The organism is Burkholderia sp. JP2-270 (genome assembly GCF_003233675.1).
Taxonomy (GTDB): Bacteria; Pseudomonadota; Gammaproteobacteria; order Burkholderiales; family Burkholderiaceae; genus Burkholderia; species Burkholderia pyrrocinia_C.
In genome coordinates, this window is the sequence record NZ_CP029824.1 from 2,380,487 (window position 1) to 2,406,466 (window position 25,980).

A 25,980-nucleotide genomic window follows, 5' to 3' on the forward strand; every position below is an offset into this window, starting at 1 on the left:
ACGCGCCTCAAAGCGCTTGTACAGCACTTAGCACGTCGTCCACGTGACCCGGCACCTTGATGCCGCGCCATGCCTGGCGCAGTACGCCGTCGGCGTCGATCAGGAACGTCGAGCGCTCGATTCCGCGCACTTCCTTGCCATACATTTTCTTCATCTTGATGACATCGAACAGCGCGCACAGCGCTTCGTCGGCATCGGAGATCAGCGGGAACGGCAATTCGAGCTTTGCCTTGAAATTGTCATGCGAGCGCAGGCTGTCGCGCGACACGCCGATGACTTCCGCACCGGCTTTCTTGAACTTCGGATAGAGATCGCGGAACTGCAGCCCTTCGGTCGTGCAGCCCGGCGTGTTGTCCTTCGGATAGAAGTACAGCACGAGCTTATTGCCCTTCAGGTCGGACAGCGAAATGTCGCCGCCCGTGGCCGGTGCGGTGAAATCGGGAACTTGACGGTCAACTTCGACAGACACGTATTTCTCCTGTTGTTCTGGAAAGGCACCGCTGCGGCGGCGCGGTTCGGCGGAGCGTCGCGGCAGCGCGCCGCAAGGGCGCTGCGGGCGACGCCGGCTCGCGTGCGAACTCAGTCGGGCTGGACGATCAGTTCGCCGGAGCGGCCGGGGATTTCGCCCCACGTGACAGGGTACGATGGTAGCGAGTCGCGGTCCAGCGTCGCGTGGTAGTCACCCATCGTCGCAAACGTGTGGCCTTGCGCGCGCCAGCCGGCGAGCAGCTGCTCGAACACGGGCGCGAGCTTCTGGCCTTCCAGTTCCGCATGCAGCGTGAACACCTGGTCGTGCGGATTGGTTTCGGTGAACTTGAGGATGTGCGCGGCGACGTTGTGCGTGTCGATGCCGTCGATGCCGAGCACTTCGTCGAGCGTGGGCAGCGTCGTCGGCATCTGCACGTGCGACAGCGTGCGGCCGCCGACGACGGGCAGGTACGGCGAATGGCCGCGGCCGTCGGATGCGTAGCGCATCCCCCATGCGTCGATCTGCTCGAACGCGAAGTCGTTCATCTGCCAGCCGGCCGCACCGTGCGTGACGGGCGGCGCGCCGAAGATCTCGATGAAGCGCGCATGGCTCTTCTGCATTTCACGCGCGGTCCAGTCGCGATCGCGCGCGCGGACGTTGTCCTGCCAGTACACGTGATCCCACGTGTGGATCCCGCATTCGAAGCCGGCCTCGTGGATCGCGCGCATGTCGGAGATCGCACGGCGGCCGATGTCGGGGCCCGGCAGCAGCACGCCGTACATCAGCTGCCTCACGCCGTAGTGCTCGACCACCGACGTGCGCGACACCTTCTTCAGGAAGCCGGGGCGGAACACGCGCCGCAGCGCCCAGCCCGTGTGATCGGGCCCGAGGCTGAAGAGGAAGGTCGCGCGCGCGTTGAAGCGGTCGAAGATGCGCGCGAGGTTCGGCACGCCTTCGCGCGTGCCGCGCAGCGTGTCGACGTCGATCTTGAGGACGATGCGAGCCAAGCGAGCGTCCCGATCAGCCTTGCTGTTCGACGAGCGCGCGCGCGTCGGCGACGTGGCCGCGATACGCTTCGAAGATGTTGCGCAGCGCGTCGTCGAACGTCGCTTGCGGTGCCCAGCCAAGTTCCTGCATCGTGTTGTCGATCTTCGGCACGCGGTTCTGCACGTCCTGGTAGCCGTTGCCGTAGTAGGCGCCGGACGTCGTCTCGACGAGCTTCACCTGCTTGGCCGAATCGGCGTACTCGGGGAATTCCGCCGCCAGTTCGAGCATCTTGTGCGCGAGCTCGCGAACCGAGAAGTTGTTCTTCGGATTCCCGATGTTGTAGATCTTGCCCGATGCGACGCCGTTCTTGTTCTCGATGATCTTCATCAGCGCGCTGATGCCGTCGCCGATGTCGGTGAACGCGCGCTTCTGCGAGCCGCCGTCGACGAGGCTGATGTTCTCGCCGCGCACGATGTGGCCGAGGAACTGCGTGACGACGCGGGAGCTGCCTTCCTTCGGCGTGTAGATCGAGTCGAGGCCCGGGCCGATCCAGTTGAACGGACGGAACAGCGTGAAGTTCAGGCCTTCCATCCCGTAACCCCAGATCACGCGGTCCATCAGCTGCTTCGAGCACGCGTAGATCCAGCGCGGCTTGTTGATCGGGCCGTAGGTGAGGGCGGACGCGTCCGGGTCGAACTGCTCGTCCGAGCACATGCCGTAGACCTCGGAGGTCGACGGGAACACGAGGTGCTTGCCGTACTTGACGGCCGAACGCACGATCGGCAGGTTCGCCTCGAAGTCGAGCTCGAACACGCGCAGCGGTTGCTGGACGTAGGTGGCGGGCGTCGCGATCGCGACGAGCGGCAGGATCACGTCGCACTTCTTCACGTGATACTCGACCCACTCCTTGTTGATCGTGATGTCGCCTTCGAAGAAATGCATCCGCTCGTGGTTGACGAGGTCGCCGAGCCGATCGGTCTGCATGTCCATGCCGAACACTTCCCAATCGGTGGTTTCAAGAATGCGCTTCGACAGGTGATGGCCGATGAAGCCGTTCACACCCAGGATCAGGACTTTTTTTGCTTTCATGAATGACGGGAAGAATGAATGAACTGCGCGAATTCCGCGGGCGTCACGACGGTTTCGCTGCCGTCGCGCTGCTGCCACAGCTCGAGAATGGATAGGGCGCGGCTGTCGCCGCAGACGCCGAATAGCGCATTATCGCTTACGTGCAGGCCGGGCGGCAAATCTGCCGCGGCGGCCGCTGCCGCGCTGCCGGGCGCCGCGAGGCGCGCGCGCGCGATCACGAAACGCATGCCGCCGACGTCCGTGAACGCGCCCGGATACGGCGGCGCGACCGCGCGCACCAGGTTGTAGACCTGCGCGGCCGGCTTCGACCAGTCGACGCGGCCGTCCTCGGGCTTGCGCCCGCCGAAGTAACTGCCGGTCGCGAGATCGTTCGGCAGGTGCGCCGCCTCGCCCGCGAGCAGCGCGGGCAGCACGCGCCAGAGCGTCTGCTCGGCGGCCACCGTGACCTTGTCGAACACCTGCGTGGCCGTGTCGTCCGGCAGGATCGGCACCGCGGTCTGGCCGATGATCGCGCCCGCGTCGGGCTTCGCGGCCATTTCGTGCAGCGTCGCGCCGGTTTCGGTCTCGCCGTTCAGCACGGCCCAGTTGGTCGGTACCCGACCCCGGTATTTCGGCAGCAGCGAACCGTGCATGTTGTACGCGCCGCGCGGCGCGATCGCGAGCAGGTCCACCGGCAGCATGTGCCGATAGTAGAACGAGAAGATGAAATCCGGCTGCGCGTCCGATACCGCGCGGCGCAGCGCCGGATCGGCGGGATCGGCCGGCGTGACGACCGGAATGCCGTGCTCGGCCGCGACGGACGCGACGCTGCCGAACCAGATGTTCTCGTTCGGGTTGTCCTCGTGCGTGACGACGAGCGCGACGTCGACGCCGCGCGCGAGCAGCACCTGCAGGCACCGCACGCCGACGTTGTGATACGCGAAGACGACCGCGCGCGGCTTCATTGCGAGGCTCCCGCGCGGTTCGCGCCGGCCGGCACCGCCGGCATGCCGTCGTGCTGCTCGAGCACGGCCTGGATCAGGTAGCGCGGCCGCGCGCGCACCTGCTGGTAGATGCGGCCGACGTATTCGCCGAGCAGGCCGAGCGCGAAGATGATCACGCCGAGCAGGAAGAACGTGATCGCAAACAGCGTGAACACGCCTTGCACTTCCGCGCCGACGATGAAGCGCCGTACGAGCAGCAGCACGAACAGCGCGGCGGAGCCGAGCGACAGGATCACGCCGATGAACGACAACCACTGCAGCGGCACGACCGAGAAGCCCGTCACGAGGTCGAAGTTCAGCCGGATCAGGCTGTACAGCGAGTACTTCGACTCGCCCGCGAAGCGCTCCTCGTGCGCGACCTCGATCTCGGTCGGCTTCTGCGCGAACGTATAGGCCAGCGCGGGGATGAACGTGTTGACTTCGCCGCACACGTTGATCGTGTCGATGATGCGGCGGCTGTACGCGCGCAGCATGCAGCCCTGGTCGGTCATCTTGATGCGCGTGATGCGCTCGCGCAGCCGGTTCATCATCTGCGACGCCTTGCGTCGCCACAGGCTGTCCTGGCGCTGCTTGCGGATCGAGCCGACGTAGTCGTAGCCCTCGCGCATCTTCGCGATCAGCTTGCCGATTTCCTCGGGCGGGTTCTGCAGGTCGGCGTCGAGCGTGATGACGATCTCGCCGCGCGACTGCGCGAAGCCCGCGAGGATCGCCATGTGCTGGCCGTAGTTGCCGTTGAGCAGCACGACGCGCGTCGTGTCGGGGCGCGCGTGGAACTGGTCGGCGAGCATCGCGGCCGAGCGGTCGCGGCTGCCGTCGTTGATCAGGATCACTTCGTATGACGTGTCGAGTGCGTCGAGCGCCGGATACAGCCGCGCGAACAGCGCGGCGAGGCCGTCTTCCTCGTTGTACACGGGGATGATGACCGATACTTCGGGCCGGCCGGCGTCCAGGTGCCCGGCGCCCGGATGCCCGGCGCGTGCTTCAAGGTGACTCATGTACGCTTATTTTCCGTATTGTTCGCAAATCTGGTTGATGGCGTCGACCACGCGACGCACGTCGCCCTCCGTCATCTGCGTGAACAGCGGCAGCGTGACGGTCGACGCGCCGTACCGTTCGGCGTGGGGGAACATGCCCTCCTTGAAGCCGCGCGCACGGTACAGCGTGAAAAGATGGATCGCCGGGTAGTGGATGCCCGTGCCGATGCCGCGTTCCTTCATCTGCGCCATGAATTCGGCGCGCGGGATCGTCAGCCGCTCGAGCGGCAGCGTGATCTGGAACATGTGCCAGTTGCCGTTCTCGAATTCGGCGACCGGCAGGCCGACGCCGAGCTTCGCGGCCGGGCTGCCGTCGAACGCGGCGAAATACGCACGCGCGAGCGCACGGCGCTGCGCGGTGAAGCGCTCGAGGTGCGGCAGCTGGCCGAGGCCGACGCGCGCGGCGACGTCGGTCAGGTTGTACTTGCCGCCGAGCACGTCGCAGTCCATCCCGTCGAAGCCGGTGCGCGTGATGCCCTGCAGCCGGTACTTCTGCGCGAGCGTCGCTTCGTCCTCGTTGTTCAGCACGAGCGCGCCGCCTTCGATCGTCGTCAGGTTCTTGTTCGCGTGGAAGCTGAACGACACGATGTCGCCGATCGCGCCGATGCGCTTGCCGTTCCACGTCGAGCCGAGCGCCTGCGCAGCATCTTCGATCACGCGCAGGTTGTGCGCGCGCGCGATCGCGTACAGGCGGTCCATGTCGACCGGCAGGCCGGCCAGGTAGACGGGGATGATCGCCTTCGTGCGCGGCGTGATCGCCTGCTCGAGCTTGTCGAGGTCGATGTTGCGCGTGACGGGATCGATGTCCGCGAATACGGGCGTCGCGCCCGTCTCGAGGATCACGTTGCTGGTCGAGACCCACGACGCCGGCGTCGTGATCACCTCGTCGCCGGCGCCGACGCCCGCGATGCGCAGGCCGATCTCGAGCGTGCAGGTGCCCGAGTTGAACGCGCGGACCGGACGGCCGCCGCAGTATTCGGACAGCGCCGCTTCGAATTTCTGGCACTGCGGGCCGGTGGTGATCCAGCCCGAGCGCAGCACTTCGACGACGCCCTGGATGGTTTCCTCATCGATCTCGGGGCGGGTGAACGGCAGAAACGGAGCGGTAGTCTGGCTCATGAACGCTTTGGCCTGTAATGGCGTGTAATAAAAGGGTCGGGCAATCCCGTCCGAAACCGGCATTAAACACCGGTTGGCGGATTCGTACCGTGATTTTTTGTAGGCGGGCGCTTAATGCCGCGAGGCATGCTCAGCTTCGTGCAAGCACGAGCACCCCGATCAAAATGATGCCGATGCCGACGAGCCGCTGGACCGACAGCACCTCGCCGAACAGGTACCAGGCCGCGAATGCATTGACGACGTAACCGAGCGACAGCATCGGGTACGCGATCGACACGTCGACCCGCGACAGCCCGAGGATCCAGACGACGACGCTCAGCACGTAGCAGCCGAGGCCGCCGATGATCGGCAGCTGGGTCGCGATCTTCAGGCCGACCGGGATGATGTTCGCACGGCTGAATTCGAAGTGTCCAACGGCGTTGACGCCGGCTTTCAGCAGAAGTTGCGCACAGGCGTTGAGCATCACGCCGGTGATGATGCAGACGAACGAAACGGGATTCATGCGGCGGGCGTCCTTACGATTGCGGTTTCTCGACGATCACGCGGCGGTTGTCGCGCGCGATCACGCGCATCGGCACGCCTTGCTTGACCAGCGCGTCGTACTGGCCGGGCGGCATGATCGCGAGCGCATGGGTTTCCTGTTTCCAGCGCGTGATCCATTCGTCGACGGTCGGAATCCACTTGTTCGGCTCGACCGAGATCCCGAATGCGAGCTCGTCCTGGCGCTGGACCATGATCGTCGTATGGCCCATGTAGAACGGGAACGTGTGATCGAGCATCTCGATCGAGTAGAACGGCGTGTCGGGCGGCAGCTTCGCCAGTTCGGCGCGTACGGCGGGCGCGAGCAGCGCGCCTGAGCTGTAGCGGCCGAACTCGTCGTGCCCGGTGCCGCCGATCGTGCCGAATGCGAGCCAGGCGGCGCCGAACGCGGCGATTGCCGCGGCCACGCCCGCGCGGCGGTTCAGCCACGCGGCCGCGAGCGTCAGCGCGGCCGAGACCGCGAGGCCTGCGTACAGCCACATCTGGAACGCGCGATACAGCGCGTTCGGCGTGCGGGCGTCACCCTGGTATGCGAGGAAGATGATCCCGAACGCCGCGGCGACGAAGAACACGAGGTAGCCGAGCAGGTGGCGGCGGAACTGGTCGGCCGACACCAGCGGCAGGTACGCGCCGATGATCAGCGCGAGCGCCGGCGCGATCGGCAGCACGTACGAGATCAGCTTCGAATGCGACGCGCTGAAGAACAGGAAGATGAACGCGCTCCAGATCAGCAGCACGAGCATCGGCGAGAAGCCGTTCGGCTGGCGCGGCATCCGCAGCGCATGGCGGATGCTCTGCCACGCGACCGACAGCCACGGCAGGAAGCCGACCAGCAGCACGGGCACGAAGTAGTACAGCGGCCCCGGGCGGTTCTGTTCCGGGGTCAGGTAGCGGCGGAACTGCTGGACGATGAAGAAGAAATTGAAGAACTCGGGGTTGCGCTGCTGGACGAGCACGAACCACGGCGTGACGATCGCGAAGAAGATCACGAGGCCGCTCACCAGGTACAGGCGCTTCCACAGCGCCCAGTCGCGCGCGATCAGCGTATAGAGCACGAGCACGGCACCGGGCAGGATCAGGCCGACGAGGCCCTTCGACAGCACCGCGAACGCCATCGCGGCCCAGCACGCCCACATCCAGCCGCGCACCGCGGCCGGGCGCAGCCCGGGCCGCTGCGCGAGCAGCAGCGAGCACAGCGACAGCGCCATCCAGAACGCGAGTCCCATGTCGAGCGCGTTGAAGTGGCCCATCAGGTTCCAGTACGGCGAGCTTGCGAGCACGACGGCGGCGAGGAAGCCCGACAGCGGGTTGAACAGGCGCGCGCCGGTGAAGCCGACGAGCAGCACGCCGGCGAAGCTCACGACGGCGGTGTAGAGGCGCGCCTGCCATTCGCCGATGCCGAACCACGCGAACGTCAGCGCGTTCAGCCAGGTCTGCAGCGGCGGCTTCTCGAAGTACTTGTAGCCGTTGTAGCGCGGCGTGATCCAGTCGCCGGTGACGAACATCTCGCGCGCCATCTCCGCGTAGCGGCCTTCGTCGCTCGGGATCAGGTGGCGCAGCCCGAGCGGCGCGAACCAGACGATCGCGAGCGCGACGAGCAGGAGGGCGAGCGTGATGCGATTGAGCGGTAGCCTCGACGGCATATCGTTCATGGGTTTTCAGCCTGTTGGTTGTTGTGACGGGCCGCCGGCGGGTTGCGCCGGGGGCGGGCGGCCTGGCCGGGCCGATCCGGGGATCGACCCGCTGCGCCGGCCCGAGTTTTACCGCATCGGGGATTAACGTTCAATTAAGAGCGCAGCGGCGACTTTGCGGCCCTCGGCCATCAGGATGTTGTAGGTGCGGCACGCGGCCTGGAAATCCATCGTCTCGACGCCGATCCGCCTGGCCGTGAGCGCGGCGACCAGCCGCGGGTGCGGGAAGCGCAGCCGCGCGCCGCTGCCGAAGATCACGAGTTCGGGCGTCGGGTCGAGCAGCATCGCGAAATGCTCGGGCGCGAGCGCGTCGAACGACGACACGGGCCATGCCTGGACCGGCGCGCCGGGCAGCACGATGACGCTCGTTTCATGGCGTTCGAGATTGACGTCGACATAATCGGGGCCGTAGCCGGTGACGGTGTTGAGCGCGCCGCTCGCGTCCTGGTGCAGTTTCAAATCGGTATTCCGCGGTTCCGTAGGGGGAATGTGTCGCAGGGCCGCACGGGCCCGGGGCGGCCGGTTTCGCGCGCTGGTGCACGCGGGACGCCTGATGGCGCGGCCCGGTGCGGCTATGGTGCATTGCGAAAGTCGGCCAAAATCCGCTAAATTATAACTTTTTGGTCGCCCCCGGGCGCCACTTGCATCGCGCGCTGCCACAAGTCGTGTGCGATCGCCCGCTTTTTCCCAGTCTAGACAGCGCGCACAGACCGGCCGCTTTCCAGTTTTGATCCCGTCCCCCGGCCGCAAGGCCAACCCAGGAACCGTGTCGTCGTGAAACCGATTCAGAAGTCGAACAAGCTGCTCAACGTCTGCTACGACATCCGTGGCCCGGTGCTCGAGCACGCGAAGCGCCTCGAGGAAGAAGGCCACCGCATCATCAAGCTGAACATCGGCAACCTCGCGCCGTTCGGCTTTGACGCACCGGACGAGATCATCCAGGACATGATCCGCAATCTGCCGGCGTCGTCGGGCTATTCGGATTCGAAGGGCGTGTTCTCGGCCCGCAAGGCCGTGATGCACTACACGCAGGAAAAGGGCGTCGTGGGCGTCGGCCTCGACGACATCTACATCGGCAACGGCGCGTCCGAGCTGATCGTGATGGCGACCCAGGCGCTGCTGAACGACGGCGACGAAGTGCTGCTGCCGGCACCCGACTACCCGCTGTGGACGGCGGCGGTGAGCCTGTCGGGCGGCACGCCCGTGCACTACGTGTGCGACGAGCAGAACGCGTGGATGCCCGATCTCGACGACATCCGCCGCAAGATCACGCCGAACACGAAGGCGATTGTCGTGATCAACCCGAACAACCCGACGGGCGCGCTTTATTCCGACGAATTGCTGCTGGAGCTGCTCGAGATCGCGCGCCAGCACGGGCTGATCGTGTTTGCCGACGAGGTCTACGACAAGATCGTCTACGACGGCCTCGAGCACACGGCGATGGGCTCGCTGTCGGAGGACGTGATCACCGTCACGTTCAACAGCCTGTCGAAGAGCTATCGCTCGTGCGGCTACCGCGCGGGCTGGATGGCCGTGTCGGGCCTCGGCGGCGACAACCGCCGGCGCGCGAAGGATTACCTCGAGGGGCTCGGCATCCTGTCGTCGATGCGCCTGTGCGCGAACGTGCCGGGGCAGTTCGCGATCCAGACGGCGCTCGGCGGCTACCAGAGCATCAACGAGCTGATCGTGCCGAGCGGGCGCCTGTACAAGCAGCGCGAGCTCGCGTACGACATGCTCACGTCGATTCCCGGCGTGACCTGCGTGAAGCCGCAGGCCGCGCTGTACATGTTCCCGCGCCTCGATCCGAAAATCTATCCGATCCAGAACGACCAGCAGTTCATACTCGACCTGCTGCTCGAGGAGCGCGTGCTGCTCGTGCAGGGCACGGGCTTCAACTGGGCGACGCCGGACCACTTCCGCGTGGTCTTCCTGCCGAACCTCGACGACCTGACCGATTCGATCAACCGGATCGCACGCTTCCTCGACGGCTACCGCAAGCGCCATTCGGCCTGAGCGGGCAGGACCACACGGAACCCATTACTTCTTACTCATCGATCACACGCAGCATGGAACCGATCAAAGTTGGCCTGTTGGGCTTCGGCACGGTGGGCAGCGGCACCTTCACGGTGCTGCGCCGCAACCAGGAAGAAATCAAGCGACGCGCGGGGCGCGGCATCGAGGTGACGCGCATTGCCGTGCGCAACCCGGCCAAGGCGCAGGCTGCGCTCGGCGGCGACGCCGGCGCCGCGCAGATCACCGACGATTTCAATTCGGTCGTCGACGATCCGTCGATCGCGATCATCGCCGAGATGATCGGCGGCACGGGCATCGCGCGCGAGCTCGTGCTGCGCGCGATCGCGAACGGCAAGCACGTCGTGACGGCGAACAAGGCGCTGCTCGCGGTGCACGGCACCGAGATCTTCGAGGCGGCGCGCGCGAAGGGCGTGATGGTCGCGTTCGAGGCGGCCGTCGCCGGCGGCATCCCGATCATCAAGGCGCTGCGCGAAGGCCTGACCGCGAACCGCATCCAGTACATCGCAGGCATCATCAACGGCACGACCAACTACATCCTGTCGGAAATGCGCGACCGCGGGCTCGACTTCGCGACCGCGCTGAAGGCCGCGCAGGAGCTCGGCTACGCGGAAGCCGATCCGACCTTCGACATCGAAGGCATCGACGCCGCGCACAAGGCGACGATCATGAGCGCGATCGCATTCGGCGTGCCGGTGCAGTTCGACCGCGCGTACGTCGAGGGCATCAGCAAGCTCGACGCAACCGACATCCGCTACGCGGAAGAACTCGGCTACCGGATCAAGCTGCTCGGCATCGCGCGCCGTGCCGAAAACGGCATCGAGCTGCGCGTGCATCCGACACTGATCCCGGAAAAGCGCCTGCTCGCGAACGTCGAAGGCGCGATGAACGCGGTCGTCGTGCACGGCGACGCAGTCGGTACCACGCTGTACTACGGCAAGGGCGCGGGTGCGGAGCCGACCGCATCGGCGGTGGTCGCGGATCTCGTCGACGTCACGCGCCTGCATACGGCCGACCCCGAGCATCGCGTGCCGCACCTCGCGTTCCAGCCCGACAGCCTGTCGAACACGCCGATTTTGCCGATCGAGGAAGTCACGAGCGGCTACTACCTGCGCCTGCGGGTGGCCGACCAGACGGGCGTGCTCGCCAACATCACGCGCATCCTCGCCGAATCGGGCATTTCGATCGACGCGCTGCTGCAGAAGGAATCGGAGCAGGTCGACGGCGCGAACGGCGAGACCGACATCATCCTGATCACGCACGAAACGCTCGAGAAGAACGTCAACGCGGCGATCACGCAAATCGAAAGCCTCGCGACGGTCGTGTCGAAGGTGACGAAGCTGCGCATGGAAGCGCTGAACTGAGGCGGAAGACATGAACTACATCTCCACGCGCGGCGCCGGCATCGGCGAGCGCCATACGTTCTCCGACATCCTGCTCGGCGGTCTCGCGAAGGACGGCGGGCTCTACCTGCCGGCCGAGTATCCGAAGGTGTCCGCCGACGAGCTCGCGCGCTGGCGCACGCTGCCGTACGCGGATCTCGCGTTCGAAATCCTGTCGAAGTTCTGCGACGACGTGCCGGCCGACGACCTGCGCGCGATCACGCGCCGCACGTACACGGCCGACGTGTACAGCAACACGCGCCACGGCGAGAACGCAGCCGACATCACGCCGCTGAAGACGCTCGGCACCGAGAACGGCGCGCCGATCTCGCTGCTCGAACTGTCGAACGGTCCGACGCTCGCGTTCAAGGACATGGCGATGCAGCTGCTCGGCAACCTGTTCGAGTACACGCTCGCGAAGCACGGCGAAGCGCTGAACATTCTCGGCGCGACGTCGGGCGACACGGGCAGCGCGGCCGAATACGCGATGCGCGGCAAGGCCGGCGTGCGCGTGTTCATGCTGTCGCCGCACAAGAAGATGAGCGCGTTCCAGACGGCCCAGATGTTCAGCCTGCAGGATCCGAACATCTTCAACCTCGCGGTCGAAGGCGTGTTCGACGACTGCCAGGACATCGTGAAGGCCGTGTCGAACGATCACGCGTTCAAGGCGCAGCAGAAGATCGGCACGGTCAACTCGATCAACTGGGCGCGCGTCGTCGCACAGGTCGTGTACTACTTCAAGGGCTATTTCGCGGCGACGCAGTCCAACGACGAACGCGTGTCGTTCACGGTGCCGTCGGGCAACTTCGGCAATGTATGCGCAGGCCACATCGCGCGGATGATGGGGCTGCCGATCGCGAAGCTCGTGGTCGCGACCAACGAGAACGACGTGCTCGACGAGTTCTTCCGCACGGGCGCGTATCGCGTGCGCAGCGCCGAGAACACGTATCACACGAGCAGCCCGAGCATGGACATCTCGAAGGCGTCGAACTTCGAGCGCTTCGTGTTCGACCTGCTCGGCCGCGATCCGGCGCGCGTGATGCAGCTGTTTCGCGACGTCGAGGAGAAGGGCGGCTTCGATCTCGCGGCGAGCGGCGATTTCGCGCGCGTCGCGGAGTTCGGCTTCGTGTCGGGCCGCAGCAGCCACACGGACCGCATCGCGACGATCCGCGACGTGTTCTCGCGCTACGACACGATGATCGATACGCACACGGCCGACGGCGTGAAGGTTGCGCGCGAGCATCTCGACGCAGGCGTGCCGATGGTCGTGCTCGAAACCGCGCAGCCGATCAAGTTCGGCGAGACGATCCGTGAAGCGCTTGATCGCGAAGCCGAGCGGCCGGCCGCATTCGACGGGCTCGAGGCGCTGCCGCAGCGCTTCGAGGTCGTGAAGGCCGACGCGCAGCAGGTGAAGGATTTCATCGCCGCGCATACGGGCGCGTGACGCACGGCCGGGCCCGCGGGCCCGGCTGCGCAGGACGGCCGGAATGCCGATTCGTCGAACGGATCGGGGTTCCGGCCGTTTCGCTTGGTGGCGCGGTGCAGCGTTAAGCAGGCGTTCGACAGCCCGCCGCGCGTCTGCAGTCGAACGTCGCGCGAAACAGGTGCCAGACCCGTGCGTTCGCGACGATCACAGTTTTCGCATGTCGGCCATGTCGCGCGCCCGCGCGACGGCGTCGCTACAATGACGTATTGACTCCAACGTTCCCCGATTCCATCGATGTCGAACCCGAATCCCGCGGCGCCGCGCGCGCCGATGCTGTCGACCGCCGAGGCGCTTGCCGCGCTGCTCGATGCCGCGAAGCCGCTGCCCGGAACCGAAACCGTCGCCACGCTCGACGCGCTCGGCCGCGTGCTGGCGGCCGACGTGAGCTCGCCGCTCGACGTGCCGCCGATGCATACGAGCGCGATGGACGGCTATGCGGTGCGCGTCGCGGACCTGCTGCACGGCGAGCGGCGTCTGCCGGTGTCGCAGCGGATTCCGGCCGGTCATCCGGCCGTGCCGCTCGCGGCCGGGACGGCCGCGCGGATCTTCACCGGCGCGACGGTGCCGCCGGGCGCCGATGCCGTCGTGATGCAGGAGCAGGCATCGGCCGATGGTGATGCGGTCGAGATCCTGCATACGCCGAAAGCCGGTGAATGGATCACCGCGCAGGGCGCGGACATCCGGCTGGGCGCGGTGATCCTGCCGGCCGGCACTCGGCTCACGCCGCAGGCGCTCGGCCTTGCCGCATCGGTCGGCTGCGCGCAGCTGTCGGTCGCACGGCGGCTTCGCGTCGCGGTGTTCTTCACCGGCGACGAGCTGACGATGCCGGGCGAGCCGCTGAAGCCCGGCGCGATCTACAACTCGAACCGCTTCACGCTGCGCGGGCTGCTGGAGCGGCTCGGCTGCCACGTGACCGACTACGGGATCGTGCCCGACTCGCTCGCCGCGACGCGCGACACGCTGCGCGAGGCCGCGCGCGATCACGACGTGATCCTGACGAGTGGCGGCGTATCGGTCGGCGACGAGGATCACGTGAAGCCGGCCGTCGAGTCCGAAGGGCGGCTCGCGCTGTGGCAGATCGCGATGAAGCCCGGCAAGCCGCTCGCGTACGGCGCGGTGCGGCGCGGCGACGATCGCCCCGATGCGCACTTCATCGGGCTGCCCGGCAACCCCGTATCGAGTTTCGTCACGTTCCTGCTGTTCGTGCGGCCGTTCCTGCTGCGCCTGTCCGGCGTGCGCGACGTCGCGCCGCGCGCGCTGTCGCTGCGCGCCGACTTTTCGCAAAGCAAGGGCGACCGGCGCAACGAATTCCTGCGCGCACGCGTCAATGCGGCCGGCGGCCTCGATCTGTTCCCGAACCAGAGCTCGGCGGTGCTGACGTCGACGGTCTGGGGCGACGGCCTGATCGACAATCCGCCGCAGCACGCGATCAGCGCCGGCGAGACCGTGCGTTTCATTCCGTTTTCCGAACTGCTGTCGTAACGCGACGGCTTCCCGAACCATGAAGATTCAGCTGAAATTTTTTGCAAGCGTACGAGAAGCGCTGGGCGTCGCCGACGAGCAGGCCGACGTGCCGGACAGCGTAACGACCGTCGGCGACGTGCGCGCGTGGCTGCGCGTGCGCGGCGGTGCTTGGGCAGAGACGCTCGCCGAAGGGCGCGCATTGCGCATGGCGTGCAACCACGAGATGACCGATCCCGACACGCGGCTCACCGAAGGTTGCGAGGTCGCGTTCTTTCCGCCGGTGACGGGCGGTTGAGCTTGGCACTGGACCGGAGCGTGTGATGGCAACGATACGAATCCAGACCGACGACTTCGATCTGAACGCCGAAGTCGCGGCATTACGCGCGCGCAATCCGAAGATCGGCGCGATCGCGTGCTTCGTCGGCACCGTGCGCGACCTGAACGAAGGCGATTCGGTCGCCGCGATGGAGCTCGAGCACTATCCGGGGATGACCGAGAAGGCGCTCGAGAAGATCTCCGCCGAGGCCTGCCGGCGCTGGCCGGGCATCGACGTCGCGATTGTGCATCGGGTCGGCAGGCTCCTGCCGCTCGACCAGATCGTGATGGTGGCGACGGTCGCCGCGCATCGCGGCGATGCGTTCGCGTCGTGCGAATTCGTGATGGACTACCTGAAGACCGAAGCGCCGTTCTGGAAGAAGGAAACGACGCCGGACGGCGAGCGCTGGGTCGATGCGCGCAGCACCGACGATGCGGCGCTCGCGCGCTGGGGCGTCGAATCGGGCAACGCGCCGCGCTGAGCGCGGCGTCCGCGCGATGCGGCGATGTGCCGCATGTGTAATCGTCGCGCGCGATGTGTACGCGTTACGCGTCCGGATCGGCGTTGCGCCCGATGATCTTCGTCGGAACCGGTTCGCCGCGGGCACGCGACGGCAATGCGTGCGGATCGTCGCCCGCGTCGCGGCGGCGTGGCGCGATCGCATCGAGCAGCGCCTGCTGCTCGGGCGGAATCCGGTAATCCCAGCCGAACCGGCTCAACTGCAGGCTCTGCGCGATCCGCAGTGCGGGTTCCATGAAGCGGATCGCCGCAGGCGGCGCGTAGCGCGCCTCGACGGTCTTCAGGAACAGCGACAGCCAGCGGCTGAAATGGGCCGGCTCGATCCCGTCGAGCGGCTGGTGCGCCTGCTGCACGTTGCCGCGGTAGCCCTTGGTGCCGAGCACGAGGCTCGACCAGAACGTGACCATCTTCGGCAGATGGTCGTCCCAGCGGCCGGCCAGCTTCGCGTCGAACACGGGCCCGAGCAGCGGATCGGCGCGCACGCGGTCGTAAAACGCGTAGACGAGATCGCGGATGTTGTCTTCGGTCGGCTCGGCATCGCGAGGGCGGGCCGGGGCGGTTTCGGGCGAGGCAGGCAGGGCGGTCATGGCAAAAAGGGCCGGGAGATCGAGGCGACGACGAAGCGGCGGCGCGGGCAACGCGCAGGACGCCGGCAGAATTTTGACGCAAAATAGCGTCCAACAACCCCTGAAAACGTGCGGATGTAACGCATCTTATTGCGCGCGCGCCATCCGGGCAACCCGGGGCCGCGGAACGGGACCGTCAGCCGGCCCGGCGCGCGTCCCGACCGGCCCGGCCCGCGCAATCGGGGCACGATCGATCTTTTCCGTATTCGCCCATGAGACTCACCGACTACACCGACTACTCGCTGCGCGTGATGCTGTACCTTGCCGTGCGCGGCGAGGGGCTCGCGACGATCCAGGAGATCTCGGATGCCTACGGTATCTCGAAGAACCATCTGATGAAAGTCGTGCAGCAGCTCGGCGAGTTGGGATGGGTCGACACGGTCCGCGGCCGCAACGGCGGGCTGCGGCTGTTCCCCGAATCGCTGCTGCTGACGGTCGGCCAGGTCGTGCGCGCGACCGAGAACGACTTCGCGCTGGTCGGCTGCTTTTCGACCGACGGCAGCGAGTCGCGCGGCTGCGTGATCGAGCCGCAGTGCCGCCTGAAGGGCGTGCTGGCGGCCGCGCGCGATGCGTTCTTTGCCGAGCTCGATCGTCACACGCTCGGCGAACTGGTCGAACCCGCGTCGCCGCTTGCTGCGTTGCTCGGCATCCGTCCGGTCGCGCTCGTGCGCGCTGCGCCGTCACCGGACGAATCGCCTGCGCCCGTCGAACCGTCGTCGACGGGCGGCTGACACGCGAGCACCGCGTCCCGCCTCCGGGCCGCGGCGTTGCCATCCAGCGTTTTTTTTGCGCTGAATCAACCCGAATTTCGCTTGAAAGCCGCATAACCATCCTCATCTTGGTGTTAATCGAAAATTGGAGGTCTCGACAAAATGAGAATCGACAAACTCACCACCAAGTTCCAGGAAGCACTCGCGGACGCGCAAAGCCTTGCGGCAGGCCGCGACAATCAATACATCGAACCCGTTCACGTACTGGCGGCGCTGGTCGCGCAGCACGACGGTTCCGCCCGTTCGCTGATGTCGCGCGCGGGCGTTCACGTGCAGGCGCTGCAAGGCGCGCTGAACGAAGCGATCTCGCGCCTGCCGCAAGTCACGGGCACGGGCGGCGACATCCAGATCGGCCGCGAGTTGGCCGGGTTGCTGAACCAGGCCGACAAGGAAGCGCAGAAGCTCAACGACACGTTCATCGCGAGCGAGATGTTCTTGCTCGCCGTGTCCGACGACAAGGGCGACGCCGGCAAGCTCGCGCGCCAGCACGGCCTCACGCGCAAGGCGCTCGAGGCCGCGATCGCCGCGGTGCGCGGCGGCTCGCAGGTGCACAGCCAGGATGCCGAAAGCCAGCGCGAGGCGCTGAAGAAATACACGGTCGACCTGACCGAGCGCGCCCGTTCGGGCAAGCTCGATCCGGTGATCGGCCGCGACGACGAAATCCGCCGCTCGATCCAGATCCTGCAGCGCCGCACGAAGAACAACCCGGTGCTGATCGGCGAGCCGGGCGTCGGCAAGACCGCGATCGTCGAAGGGCTCGCGCAGCGGATCGTCAACGGTGAAGTGCCCGAGACGCTGAAGGGCAAGCGCGTGCTGTCGCTCGACATGGCCGCGCTGCTCGCCGGCGCGAAGTACCGCGGCGAGTTCGAGGAGCGCCTGAAGGCCGTGCTCAACGACATCGCGAAGGATGAAGGCCAGACGATCGTCTTCATCGACGAGATCCACACGATGGTCGGCGCGGGCAAGGCCGAAGGCGCGATGGATGCGGGCAACATGCTGAAGCCGGCGCTGTCGCGCGGCGAGCTGCACTGCATCGGCGCGACCACGCTCGACGAATACCGCAAGTACATCGAGAAGGATGCCGCGCTCGAGCGCCGCTTCCAGAAGGTGCTCGTCGACGAGCCGAGCGTCGAGGCGACGATCGCGATCCTGCGCGGGCTGCAGGAGAAGTACGAACTCCACCACGGCGTCGACATCACCGACCCGGCGATCGTTGCCGCGGCCGAGCTGTCGCATCGCTACATCACCGACCGCTTCCTGCCCGACAAGGCGATCGACCTGATCGACGAAGCCGCTTCGAAGATCAAGATGGAAATCGATTCGAAGCCCGAAGAGATGGACAAGCTCGACCGTCGGCTGATCCAGCTGAAGATCGAGCGCGAAGCCGTGAAGAAGGAGCAGGACGAAGCGTCGCAGAAGCGCCTGCAGCTGATCGAGGAAGAGATCGACCGCCTCGGCCGCGAATACGCGGACCTCGAGGAGATCTGGACCGTCGAGAAGGCCGCGGTGCAGGGCAGCGCGCAGCTCAAGGAAGAGATCGAGAAGGCGCGGGCGGACATCGCGCGGCTGCAGCGTGAAGGCAAGCTGGAGAAGGTCGCGGAGCTGCAGTACGGCAAGCTGCCGCAGCTCGAGGCGCAACTGAAGCAGGTCACGCAGGCCGAAGAGCAGGAGCAGCACAACCCGACGCGTCCGCGCCTGCTGCGCACGCAGGTCGGCGCCGAGGAAATCGCGGAAGTCGTGTCGCGTTCGACGGGGATTCCCGTGTCGCGGATGATGCAGGGCGAACGCGAGAAGCTGCTGCACATCGAGGAAAAGCTGCATGAGCGCGTGGTCGGCCAGCACGAGGCGATCGGCGCGGTGGCCGACGCGATCCGTCGTTCGCGCGCGGGTCTCGCCGATCCGAACCGTCCGTACGGCTCGTTCCTGTTCCTCGGCCCGACGGGTGTCGGCAAGACCGAGCTGTGCAAGGCGCTGGCGTCGTTCCTGTTCGATTCGGAAGAGCACCTGATCCGCATCGACATGAGCGAGTTCATGGAGAAGCACAGCGTCGCGCGGCTGATCGGCGCGCCGCCGGGTTATGTCGGCTACGAAGAAGGCGGCTACCTGACGGAAGCCGTGCGCCGCAAGCCGTACAGCGTGATCCTGCTCGACGAGATCGAGAAGGCGCATCCGGACGTGTTCAACGTGCTGCTGCAGGTGCTCGACGACGGCCGCATGACGGACGGGCAGGGGCGCACGGTCGACTTCAAGAACACGGTGATCGTGATGACGTCGAACCTCGGCTCGCAGGTGATCCAGGCAATGACCGGCGCGCCGCAGGACGAAATCAAGGACGCGGTGTGGCTCGAGGTGAAGCAGCATTTCCGCCCCGAGTTCCTGAACCGGATCGACGACGTCGTCGTGTTCCATGCGCTCGACCGCAGCAACATCGAGTCGATCGCGAAGATCCAGCTGGCGCGCCTGCACGACCGGCTCGCGAAGCTCGACATGGCGCTTGACGTGTCGGAAGCGGCGCTCGAGCAGATCGCGAAGGTCGGCTACGATCCGGTGTTCGGCGCGCGGCCGCTGAAGCGCGCGATCCAGCAGGAGATCGAGAACCCGGTCGCGAAGCTCATCCTCGCGGGCCGCTTCGGTCCGAAGGACGTGATTCCGGTCGACGTCAACGACGGCAAGTTCGTGTTCGACCGCGTCGTTCACTGAACGCCGGCCACCGGCCGCACGCCCGGTTCGCGCCGGGCGCGCAAAAACAAACACCCCGCCTCGGCGGGGTGTTTGCATATGGAGCGGCCCGATTGGGCCATGAAGCGGCGCGGGCTCAGGCCTGCTTGCTGCCGCCGAACATGCCGGCGAGCTGCGTCAGCGTGCCGAGCACGTTCGACGTATCGATCTGGCCGCCGGTCGGCACTTCGCCGTTCGGCGTCGCGCTGTTGACGACGTGCGGCAGCACCTGTGCGAGGATCGACGAGGCCTGACCCGGATCGATGCCGACCTTGCTCGCGAGCGAGCCGACGACGTCCGAGCCGAGCACGTTCTGCAGCGTGTCGGCCGAGATCGGCTGGTTCTCGCCGGTGCCGACCCATGAGCCGATGACCTCGCCGGCGCCGCCTTTCTGGAACTTCTCGATCAGGCCGTTCAGGCCGCCCGGCTGGTTGTTGATGAATTCGAGCGCGGTCGCGATGAGCGCGCTTTGCGAGTTGCCGCCGGCCTGGCCGCCGATCAGACCGCCGACGATGTCGAGGAGACCCATGATTCTTTCACCTTACTGAGAAGGGCGCCGTGACGACGGCGCCCGTTGAACGAATGCCGCGCGCACGCCGTCGCGCGCGCGGCGCACATCAGGCGCCCGACGCCGCGGCGGCGGAGGCTGCCTTGTCCTTCTTGCTCTTTTTCTTCGAACCCTTCGCCGCCTTCGCGGACGATGCTGCGGCCGGTGCGCTCGCACCCGCGTCGGCGGATGCCGCTGCGGCCGCTGCCGCCTTTTCCTTCTTGGACGCGCGCTTGGTCTTGGCCGGCTTCGTTGCCGCATCCGGCGCGCTTGCCGCCGGGGCAGGCGCCGTGGCCGTCGTGCCGGCCGTCGCCGTGGTGGACGTCGATGCGGTGCCTGCCGACGTCGTTGCCGACGTCGTCGCGGCCGGCTTCGACAGCTTCACACCCTTCGGCGGCGTCGACGAGCCGCCGATCGTCAGGCCGTTTTCCTCGAGATGCCCGACCGATTTCGTGCCGAGGCCCTTCACCCGATTTGCGAGATCGTCGGCGTCCTTGAACGGGCCGTTCTTGGTGCGTTCGTCGATGATCGCCTTCGACTTCACGGGCCCGAGACCCTTCACGGCTTCGAGCGCGGCCTGGTCGGCCGTGTTGACTTCGACGGCCGCGGCAAGGCCTGCGGCGAGCGACAGCGATAGCGCGACGAACAGCATCAGCAGCTTTTTCAGCATGGCAAGGGCTCCCTGGTTCTGACGGATGAATGGCTGTTGCAACGGACGGCGGGGCGAGACCCGGCCGGGCGTCGCCGTTAAGCATAGGACAAATGCGTGCCCTTTTTAAGACAAGCTGACCGAATCTTGCTGAAGGCTTGCGTCGCTGTAAAGGCCGAAAGCCGCGCCGGGCGGCGGTTTTGACCATTCTTTACGGTGTCGAGGGGGTATCGCGGCTTATCGCGACGCTGGCTGTTCGACAGGGCTTGACTTAGAGTGAACTCTAACTCCTAACCTTGTTCCTGCCATGTCGAAAACCGTATCCAAACCTTCCGCCGCCGGTCCGCTGACGATCGGGCAAGTCGCCGAGCTGACCGGCGTGTCGACGCATACGTTGCGGTATTACGAGCAGGCCGGCCTGCTGCGCGCGATTTCGCGCACGGCGGCCGGGCACCGGCTCTATGCGCCGGCCGACCTTGACTGGCTGGCCTTCGTGATGCGCCTGAAGGCGACCGGCATGCCGATCGCGCAGATGCAGCAGTTCGCGGCGCTGCGCGCGCAAGGCGAGCCGACGTTCGGCGCGCGGCGCCGATTGCTGGCTGCGCATCGCGACGCGGTGCGCGCGCATATCGCGGAGCTGCAGGCGAGCCTCGACGCGATCGGCGACAAGATCGCGTACTACGAGGCGCGGGAACGCGATACGGAACGACGGGCGACACCTTCTCACTCTCAATCGGAACAGGACGGACACAATGGAACGACTCGTTGAAGATCGCTATACGCGCGGCTGGAACAAACTGAAGGAAATCGACGGCGAAGTGGGCGAACGCGTGATCGCGGCGCTTGCACCGATCGCGCCGGATTTCGGGCGGCTCCTGGTCGAGTTCAGTTTCGGCGACATCTACAGCCGGCCGCAGCTCGACCTGAAAGCGCGCGAGATCGCGACGATCGCGGCGTTGGCCGCGCTCGGCAATGCACAGCCGCAGTTGAAGGTGCATATCGAGGCCGCGCTGAACGTCGGTTGTACGCGCGACGAGATCGTCGAGGTGTTCATGCAGATGGCCGTCTACGCCGGTTTCCCGGCCGCGCTCAACGCGCTGTTCGCCGCGCACGAGGTATTCGCGCGGCGCGACGAAGCGGCCGTCGAGACCGGGAACGTGAGCGAAGCGGCCGCGCATGCGGCATGATGCCGGTCGCGCCCGCGCGTCACGCGCGGTGCGGTGCGACGATCCGGTGCTTCGCGATGCGCCGATACAGCGTCGCGCGCGAGATGCCGAGCGCCTGCGCGGCCGCGTCGGGTCGCCAGCGGTGCGCGGTGAGCGCAGCGACGATGCGGCCGCGTTCGTCGTCGGGCAGTGCGCCGGCCGGGGCGCCGCCGAGCTGTGCGGCGATATCGGCCGGCAGGTCGCGCCGCGTCACGCGCGCGGCGTCGCACACTGCGCACGCATAGCGCAGCACGTTGCGCAGCTGCCGTACGTTGCCGGGCCACGGATAGGCGGCGAGTTGTTCGGCGAGCGTCGCGTCGAGCGTGAGCACATGGCCGGTCGCCTGCGCTTCCTCGGCGAACACGGCGGCAATCACGTCGCGCACGTCTGCGCGCTCGCGCAGCGGCGGCAGTTCGAACGTCGCGCCGCTCAGCCGGTAATACAGATCTTCGCGGAACGTGCCGTCGGCCACCATGCGCGCGAGATCGCGGTGCGTCGCGCAGATCACGTCGAGATCGACGCGCACTGGCGTGTCGCTGCCGAGCGGCACGACCTCGCCATCGGCGAGCACGCGCAACAGGCGTGTCTGCAGCGCGAGCGGCATGTCGCCGATTTCGTCGAGAAACAGCGTGCCGCCGTCGGCGAGCGCGATCTTGCCGCGCGCGCCGTGCTTGCGCGCGCCGGTGAACGCGCCGGCCGCATAGCCGAACAGTTCGCTCTCGATCAGCGCTTCCGGCAACGCGCCGCAGTTGACGGCGACGAACGGCCGTGTGCGCCGCGCACCGGCATCGTGGATCGCGCGCGCGAACACTTCCTTGCCCGCACCGGTTTCGCCGAGCACGAGAATCGGCAGCCGCTTGCTCGCGACTCGCAGCGCGAGCTCCGCCTGTTGCGCGATATGCGCGTCGCTGCTGTGCAGGAACGGCGTCAGCGCGCCGACGTGGCGCGGCGCGGTGCCCGCGCGCCGCGATACCGTGCCGGGCTCGCGGCCGGCGCGTCGTAGCGGCGCACGCAGCCGCGCATAGAGCGGTGCGCCGGTCGCGCGCAGCCGCAGCGCGACGATCGTATCGAGCCGCGCAGCATCGCGCAGCGGCATCTCGGTTGCGTCGAAGATCTCGTCGATATGGCGCGGTTCGCGCAGCGCCGGCAGCGCGTCGCGCGCGTGCCGGTTCGCGGCGACGATATTGCCGCATTCGTCGAACGCGATCAGCCACTCGGGTTGCGCTTCGACGTAGTGACGGTTCGGATGCCCGAACAATATCCAGTGCTGTGCGGTGCTGTGCACGAAGTAGCCGTCCTCGATCAGCGCCGCGCTTTGCCGCACGAGCTGGTAGACGAGGCGCTGGCTGTCGCGGCCGTCGGGCGAATGGACGGCCGACGCGTCGAGCACGCCGATCAGTTCGCCGGCCGGCGAGAAGATCGGCGCCGCGCTGCAGGTGAGCGTCGTGAACGCCGCGCGAAAGTGATCGGTCTTGTGCACGGTGATCGGCGCGAGGTCGGTCAGCACGCTCGCGACGCCGCATGTCCCTTCCTCGCTTTCCGACCAGCACGAGCCGATGTGCAGCCCCGCATGGCGGAAGTCGTTGCGGCGCTCGCGGTCGATCCGGTAGTCGATCGTCACGCCGTGCGCGTCGGTCAGCATCACGCAGTAGTCGGCCACGCGGATCATGTCGTGCAGCCGCGTCAGGCACTGGCCCGACGCGCGCAGGAAGGCTTCTTCCTTGTCGCGCACTTCGCGCAGCTCGGACGCGGTCAGCACGCGCGGGCCGATCGACGAAGCGGGGTCGAGGCGGTAGCGCTCCAGCGAACGTTGCCACGACGACACGAGGCGCGCGGAATCGGCCGGCGCGGGCAGGCGTCCGGCGAGCGCGCCGAGCACACGGTCGGCGTGCTGGGCCTGGGGGACGGCGTAGGGCATGGTCGGCTCCGGTTCCGTACGGCGGGGAATTCGATGCTCTTGTAGCACATCCGGCCCGGCGGATCACATTGCATCGCAGCACGCGGCGGGCGTGAGACGTTCGTCTCACCGGTATCGCGGCCCGTCTCGCGAGGTTGAGACGCAAGACTGCGTGCCGCGCGGCGGTCATCTGGCATGACGCAGCGTGCACCGCGCCGCGATACCGCAGGGTTTGCGGGCAGGACGGCGCGCTTGCGCAGGCCCCGCGACGAGCGCGGCGTCGCAGCGACGACGTGAGACGCACGCACGGATTCGCCGCGTGCTGCGTCGTCACGGTCGCGAACCCGGAGCACATGCATGCCCGCCGCGCCAGCGTGCGCGCGGGTTTCGCGGTCATTGCACACACGATGGCACGCCGCTTGCAGATATCACGTGCAAGCCCGGCGCAGTCGCGTCGGCGACGACGATCCGCAGCCCGTCGATGGCAGCGGACAAAACAGGCAGGACCGTGGCGGGCGCCAATGCGCCGGTGCCGGTCAACTGGATGGAGACAAACCCGTGACGACGCCCGTTACCGTCGGTGTGATCGCGAACCCCGCATCGGGGCGCGACATCCGCCGCCTCACGACGCATGCATCCGTGTTTCCGACGGCGGAGAAGGCGAACATGATCGTGCGTCTGCTGGCCGGCCTCGGCGCGATGGGCGTCGAGCGCGTGCTGACGCTGCGCGACCGGACGGGCATCGCGACGCTGCTGCTGCGCGCGCTCGACACGCATCGCGCGGTTGCGCCGCACGAGCGCTGGCCCGAGGTCGAGTTCGTCGATCTGCCGATCACCGATACCGTCGCCGACACGCAGGCCGGCGCCGCGTACCTGCACCGGATGGAAGTCGCGCTGATCGTCGTGCTCGGCGGCGACGGCACCCATCGCGCGGTTGCCGCGTTTTGCGGCGCGACGCCGCTCGTCGCGCTGTCCACCGGCACCAACAATGCCTTTCCCGAACATCGCGAGGCGACCGTCGCAGGCGTCGCGGCAGGACTCGCCGCGACCGGCGCCGTGCCGGCCGAGGTCGCGTTCACGCGCAACAAGCGGCTCGTCGTGCGTTGCGTGGCGGGTGCACAGCCGGGGCGCGAAGAGATTGCGCTCGTCGACGTGTGCGCGGCGCGACAGCGCTTCATCGGCGCCCGCGCGATTTCGGGGCCCGACGATATCGACTCGCTCTACCTGACGTTCGCGGAACCGGACGGCATCGGCCTGTCCGCGCTCGGCGGCGCATGGGCGCCGCTCGAGCGCAGCGCGCCGCACGGGCTCGCGATGCGCTTCGCGCACGAGGGCAAGACGGCCGGCACGCCGCTCGTCGCGCCGATTGCACCGGGCCGCGTCGACCGCGTCGTGATGCGCAGTTGCGAGCGGCTCGAACCGGGCGCGTGGCAGACGATCCCGTTCGAGCGCGGCACGCTCGCGTTCGACGGCGAGCGCGAGATCGAGGTGGCGCGCGGCGATCGCTACGAGATTTCGCTCGACTGGCGCGGGCCGCTGACGGTCGACGTCGGCCGCACGCTGCGCTACGCGTCTTCGCGGCAATTGCTCCGCGATGGCGGCACATGGCGCGACTGATCCTCCGTGTTTCCGAACGACATTTCGATATCCATAACGAACATCAAGGAGACGTTGTCATGACAGCCCCACTCGAAGGACAGGTCGCCATCGTCACGGGCGGCGCGCGCGGCATCGGCCGCGGCATTGCGCTGACGCTCGCCGGTGCGGGCGCCGACATCCTGCTGGCCGACCTGCTCGACGATGCGCTCGATGCCACCGCGCGCGAGGTGCGCGCGCTCGGCCGCCGCGCGGCGGTCGCGAAGGTCGACGTCACGCAGGCCGCGCAGGTCGACGCGATGGTCGCACGGGCGCTAGCCGAACTCGGCCGGCTCGACATCCTCGTGAACTGCGCGGGCGTGATCAGCATTCATCCGGTCGAAGCGCTGACCGAGCGCGACTGGGATTTCGTGATGGACGTGAACGCGAAGGGCACGTTCCTGGGCTGCCGCGCGGCGCTCGCGCATCTGAAGGCGCAAGGCCGCGGCCGGATCATCAACGTCGCGTCGATCGCCGGCAAGGAAGGCTTTCCGAATCTCGCCCATTACAGCGCATCGAAGTTCGCGGTCGTCGGCTTCACGAACGCGCTCGCGAAGGAGCTCGCGCGCGACGGCGTGACCGTCAACGCGATCTGCCCGGGCATCGTGCGTACCTACATGTGGGACCGGCTGTCCGACGAATGGAAGACCGACGGCGAATCGGTCGAGGAGTCGTGGCAGCGGCACCAGTTGACGCTGATCCCGCAGGGCCGCGCGCAGACGCCCGAAGACATGGGCCGGCTCGCGCTGTTCTTCGCGACGATGGACAACGTGACCGGCCAGGCCGTGAACGTCGACGGCGGCTTCACGTTCCACTGACGGCC

Annotated in this window: 25 protein-coding genes; 12 read left to right on the forward strand and 13 right to left on the reverse strand. The window is 67.1% G+C overall.

The window, feature by feature from the left end:
• Positions 1-7: 7 nt before the first annotated feature.
• The 9 genes from DM992_RS11305 to DM992_RS11345 form a co-directional block, all read right to left on the reverse strand.
• A complete protein-coding gene (locus DM992_RS11305) occupies positions 8-469 on the reverse strand; it encodes a peroxiredoxin (protein ID WP_111016864.1) in 462 nt (153 codons plus the stop codon).
• Between the two features lie 110 nt (positions 470-579).
• Positions 580-1,476 (reverse strand): polysaccharide deacetylase family protein, encoded by an 897-nt coding sequence (locus DM992_RS11310; protein WP_111016865.1) that lies wholly within the window; start codon positions 1,474-1,476, stop codon positions 580-582.
• Between the two features lie 13 nt (positions 1,477-1,489).
• A complete protein-coding gene (locus DM992_RS11315) occupies positions 1,490-2,545 on the reverse strand; it encodes a bifunctional UDP-4-keto-pentose/UDP-xylose synthase (RefSeq protein ID WP_051983717.1) in 1,056 nt (351 codons plus the stop codon).
• Positions 2,542-3,489: a formyltransferase gene (locus tag DM992_RS11320; RefSeq protein WP_111016866.1), complete on the reverse strand. Its 948-nt coding sequence runs from the start codon at positions 3,487-3,489 to the stop codon at positions 2,542-2,544. Before DM992_RS11320 ends, DM992_RS11315 begins: the two co-directional genes overlap by 4 nt.
• The gene (locus DM992_RS11325) at positions 3,486-4,523 is read right to left on the reverse strand and encodes a glycosyltransferase (protein ID WP_111016867.1); all 1,038 of its coding nucleotides are present in this window, start codon (positions 4,521-4,523) and stop codon (positions 3,486-3,488) included. Before DM992_RS11325 ends, DM992_RS11320 begins: the two co-directional genes overlap by 4 nt.
• A gap of 6 nt (positions 4,524-4,529) precedes the next feature.
• Positions 4,530-5,681 carry a DegT/DnrJ/EryC1/StrS aminotransferase family protein gene (locus DM992_RS11330; protein WP_111016868.1) on the reverse strand — a complete coding sequence of 384 codons (1,152 nt, stop codon included), beginning with the start codon at positions 5,679-5,681 and terminating at the stop codon, positions 4,530-4,532.
• 130 nt (positions 5,682-5,811) lie between these two features.
• Positions 5,812-6,183: an EamA family transporter gene (locus DM992_RS11335; protein WP_014896865.1), complete on the reverse strand. Its 372-nt coding sequence runs from the start codon at positions 6,181-6,183 to the stop codon at positions 5,812-5,814.
• Between the two features lie 13 nt (positions 6,184-6,196).
• The gene (locus DM992_RS11340; RefSeq protein WP_111016869.1) at positions 6,197-7,873 is read right to left on the reverse strand and encodes a glycosyltransferase family 39 protein; all 1,677 of its coding nucleotides are present in this window, start codon (positions 7,871-7,873) and stop codon (positions 6,197-6,199) included.
• Between the two features lie 123 nt (positions 7,874-7,996).
• Positions 7,997-8,371, reverse strand: coding sequence for an Mth938-like domain-containing protein (locus DM992_RS11345; protein ID WP_034181247.1), 375 nt, complete (start codon positions 8,369-8,371; stop codon positions 7,997-7,999).
• Positions 8,372-8,686: 315 nt separating this feature from the next.
• Between DM992_RS11345 and DM992_RS11350 the strand changes: the two genes are divergently transcribed.
• The 6 genes from DM992_RS11350 to DM992_RS11375 all read left to right on the forward strand — a co-directional run bounded on the left by DM992_RS11350 (position 8,687) and on the right by DM992_RS11375 (position 15,072).
• Positions 8,687-9,925, forward strand: coding sequence for a pyridoxal phosphate-dependent aminotransferase (locus DM992_RS11350; RefSeq protein ID WP_034181248.1), 1,239 nt, complete (start codon positions 8,687-8,689; stop codon positions 9,923-9,925).
• 53 nt (positions 9,926-9,978) lie between these two features.
• Positions 9,979-11,307 (forward strand): homoserine dehydrogenase, encoded by a 1,329-nt coding sequence (locus DM992_RS11355; RefSeq protein ID WP_111016870.1) that lies wholly within the window; start codon positions 9,979-9,981, stop codon positions 11,305-11,307.
• Between the two features lie 10 nt (positions 11,308-11,317).
• Positions 11,318-12,769, forward strand: a complete 1,452-nt coding sequence (thrC, locus tag DM992_RS11360; RefSeq protein WP_111016871.1) for a threonine synthase — start codon at positions 11,318-11,320, stop codon at positions 12,767-12,769.
• Between the two features lie 276 nt (positions 12,770-13,045).
• On the forward strand, positions 13,046-14,293 hold the full coding sequence (glp, locus tag DM992_RS11365) for a gephyrin-like molybdotransferase Glp (RefSeq protein ID WP_111016872.1): 1,248 nt from the start codon (positions 13,046-13,048) through the stop codon (positions 14,291-14,293).
• A 19-nt stretch (positions 14,294-14,312) separates the two neighbouring features.
• Positions 14,313-14,570, forward strand: coding sequence for a molybdopterin converting factor subunit 1 (gene moaD, locus DM992_RS11370; protein ID WP_011352296.1), 258 nt, complete (start codon positions 14,313-14,315; stop codon positions 14,568-14,570).
• A gap of 25 nt (positions 14,571-14,595) precedes the next feature.
• On the forward strand, positions 14,596-15,072 hold the full coding sequence (locus tag DM992_RS11375; protein WP_111016873.1) for a molybdenum cofactor biosynthesis protein MoaE: 477 nt from the start codon (positions 14,596-14,598) through the stop codon (positions 15,070-15,072).
• 64 nt (positions 15,073-15,136) lie between these two features.
• Here DM992_RS11375 and DM992_RS11380 read toward each other — a convergent pair whose 3' ends face one another.
• Positions 15,137-15,697 (reverse strand): group III truncated hemoglobin, encoded by a 561-nt coding sequence (locus DM992_RS11380; protein WP_111016874.1) that lies wholly within the window; start codon positions 15,695-15,697, stop codon positions 15,137-15,139.
• A 251-nt stretch (positions 15,698-15,948) separates the two neighbouring features.
• Here DM992_RS11380 and DM992_RS11385 point away from each other — a divergent pair, with 251 nt between their 5' ends.
• Positions 15,949-16,467 carry an Rrf2 family transcriptional regulator gene (locus DM992_RS11385; protein WP_111016875.1) on the forward strand — a complete coding sequence of 173 codons (519 nt, stop codon included), beginning with the start codon at positions 15,949-15,951 and terminating at the stop codon, positions 16,465-16,467.
• Positions 16,468-16,608: 141 nt separating this feature from the next.
• On the forward strand, positions 16,609-19,206 hold the full coding sequence (clpB, locus tag DM992_RS11390) for an ATP-dependent chaperone ClpB (RefSeq protein WP_111016876.1): 2,598 nt from the start codon (positions 16,609-16,611) through the stop codon (positions 19,204-19,206).
• 115 nt (positions 19,207-19,321) lie between these two features.
• Here clpB and DM992_RS11395 read toward each other — a convergent pair whose 3' ends face one another.
• Both DM992_RS11395 and DM992_RS11400 read right to left on the reverse strand, forming a co-directional pair.
• Positions 19,322-19,753 carry a YidB family protein gene (locus DM992_RS11395; protein ID WP_111016877.1) on the reverse strand — a complete coding sequence of 144 codons (432 nt, stop codon included), beginning with the start codon at positions 19,751-19,753 and terminating at the stop codon, positions 19,322-19,324.
• Between the two features lie 88 nt (positions 19,754-19,841).
• Positions 19,842-20,441: a helix-hairpin-helix domain-containing protein gene (locus DM992_RS11400; protein WP_111016878.1), complete on the reverse strand. Its 600-nt coding sequence runs from the start codon at positions 20,439-20,441 to the stop codon at positions 19,842-19,844.
• 286 nt (positions 20,442-20,727) lie between these two features.
• On the opposite strand from DM992_RS11400, the gene DM992_RS11405 reads away from it, so the two are divergent.
• Together DM992_RS11405 and DM992_RS11410 are read left to right on the forward strand one after the other, a co-directional pair.
• Positions 20,728-21,189, forward strand: coding sequence for a MerR family transcriptional regulator (locus DM992_RS11405; protein WP_111016879.1), 462 nt, complete (start codon positions 20,728-20,730; stop codon positions 21,187-21,189).
• The gene (locus DM992_RS11410; protein WP_111016880.1) at positions 21,173-21,607 is read left to right on the forward strand and encodes a carboxymuconolactone decarboxylase family protein; all 435 of its coding nucleotides are present in this window, start codon (positions 21,173-21,175) and stop codon (positions 21,605-21,607) included. Before DM992_RS11405 ends, DM992_RS11410 begins: the two co-directional genes overlap by 17 nt.
• 19 nt (positions 21,608-21,626) lie before the next feature.
• Here the strand turns inward: DM992_RS11410 and DM992_RS11415 are convergent, their stop codons facing one another.
• Positions 21,627-23,543 carry a sigma-54-dependent Fis family transcriptional regulator gene (locus DM992_RS11415; protein WP_111016881.1) on the reverse strand — a complete coding sequence of 639 codons (1,917 nt, stop codon included), beginning with the start codon at positions 23,541-23,543 and terminating at the stop codon, positions 21,627-21,629.
• A 537-nt stretch (positions 23,544-24,080) separates the two neighbouring features.
• Between DM992_RS11415 and DM992_RS11420 the strand changes: the two genes are divergently transcribed.
• Positions 24,081-25,139: an NAD(+)/NADH kinase gene (locus DM992_RS11420; protein ID WP_111016882.1), complete on the forward strand. Its 1,059-nt coding sequence runs from the start codon at positions 24,081-24,083 to the stop codon at positions 25,137-25,139.
• Between the two features lie 59 nt (positions 25,140-25,198).
• On the forward strand, positions 25,199-25,975 hold the full coding sequence (locus DM992_RS11425) for an SDR family NAD(P)-dependent oxidoreductase (protein ID WP_111016883.1): 777 nt from the start codon (positions 25,199-25,201) through the stop codon (positions 25,973-25,975).
• The last annotated feature ends 5 nt before the right edge of the window (positions 25,976-25,980 follow it).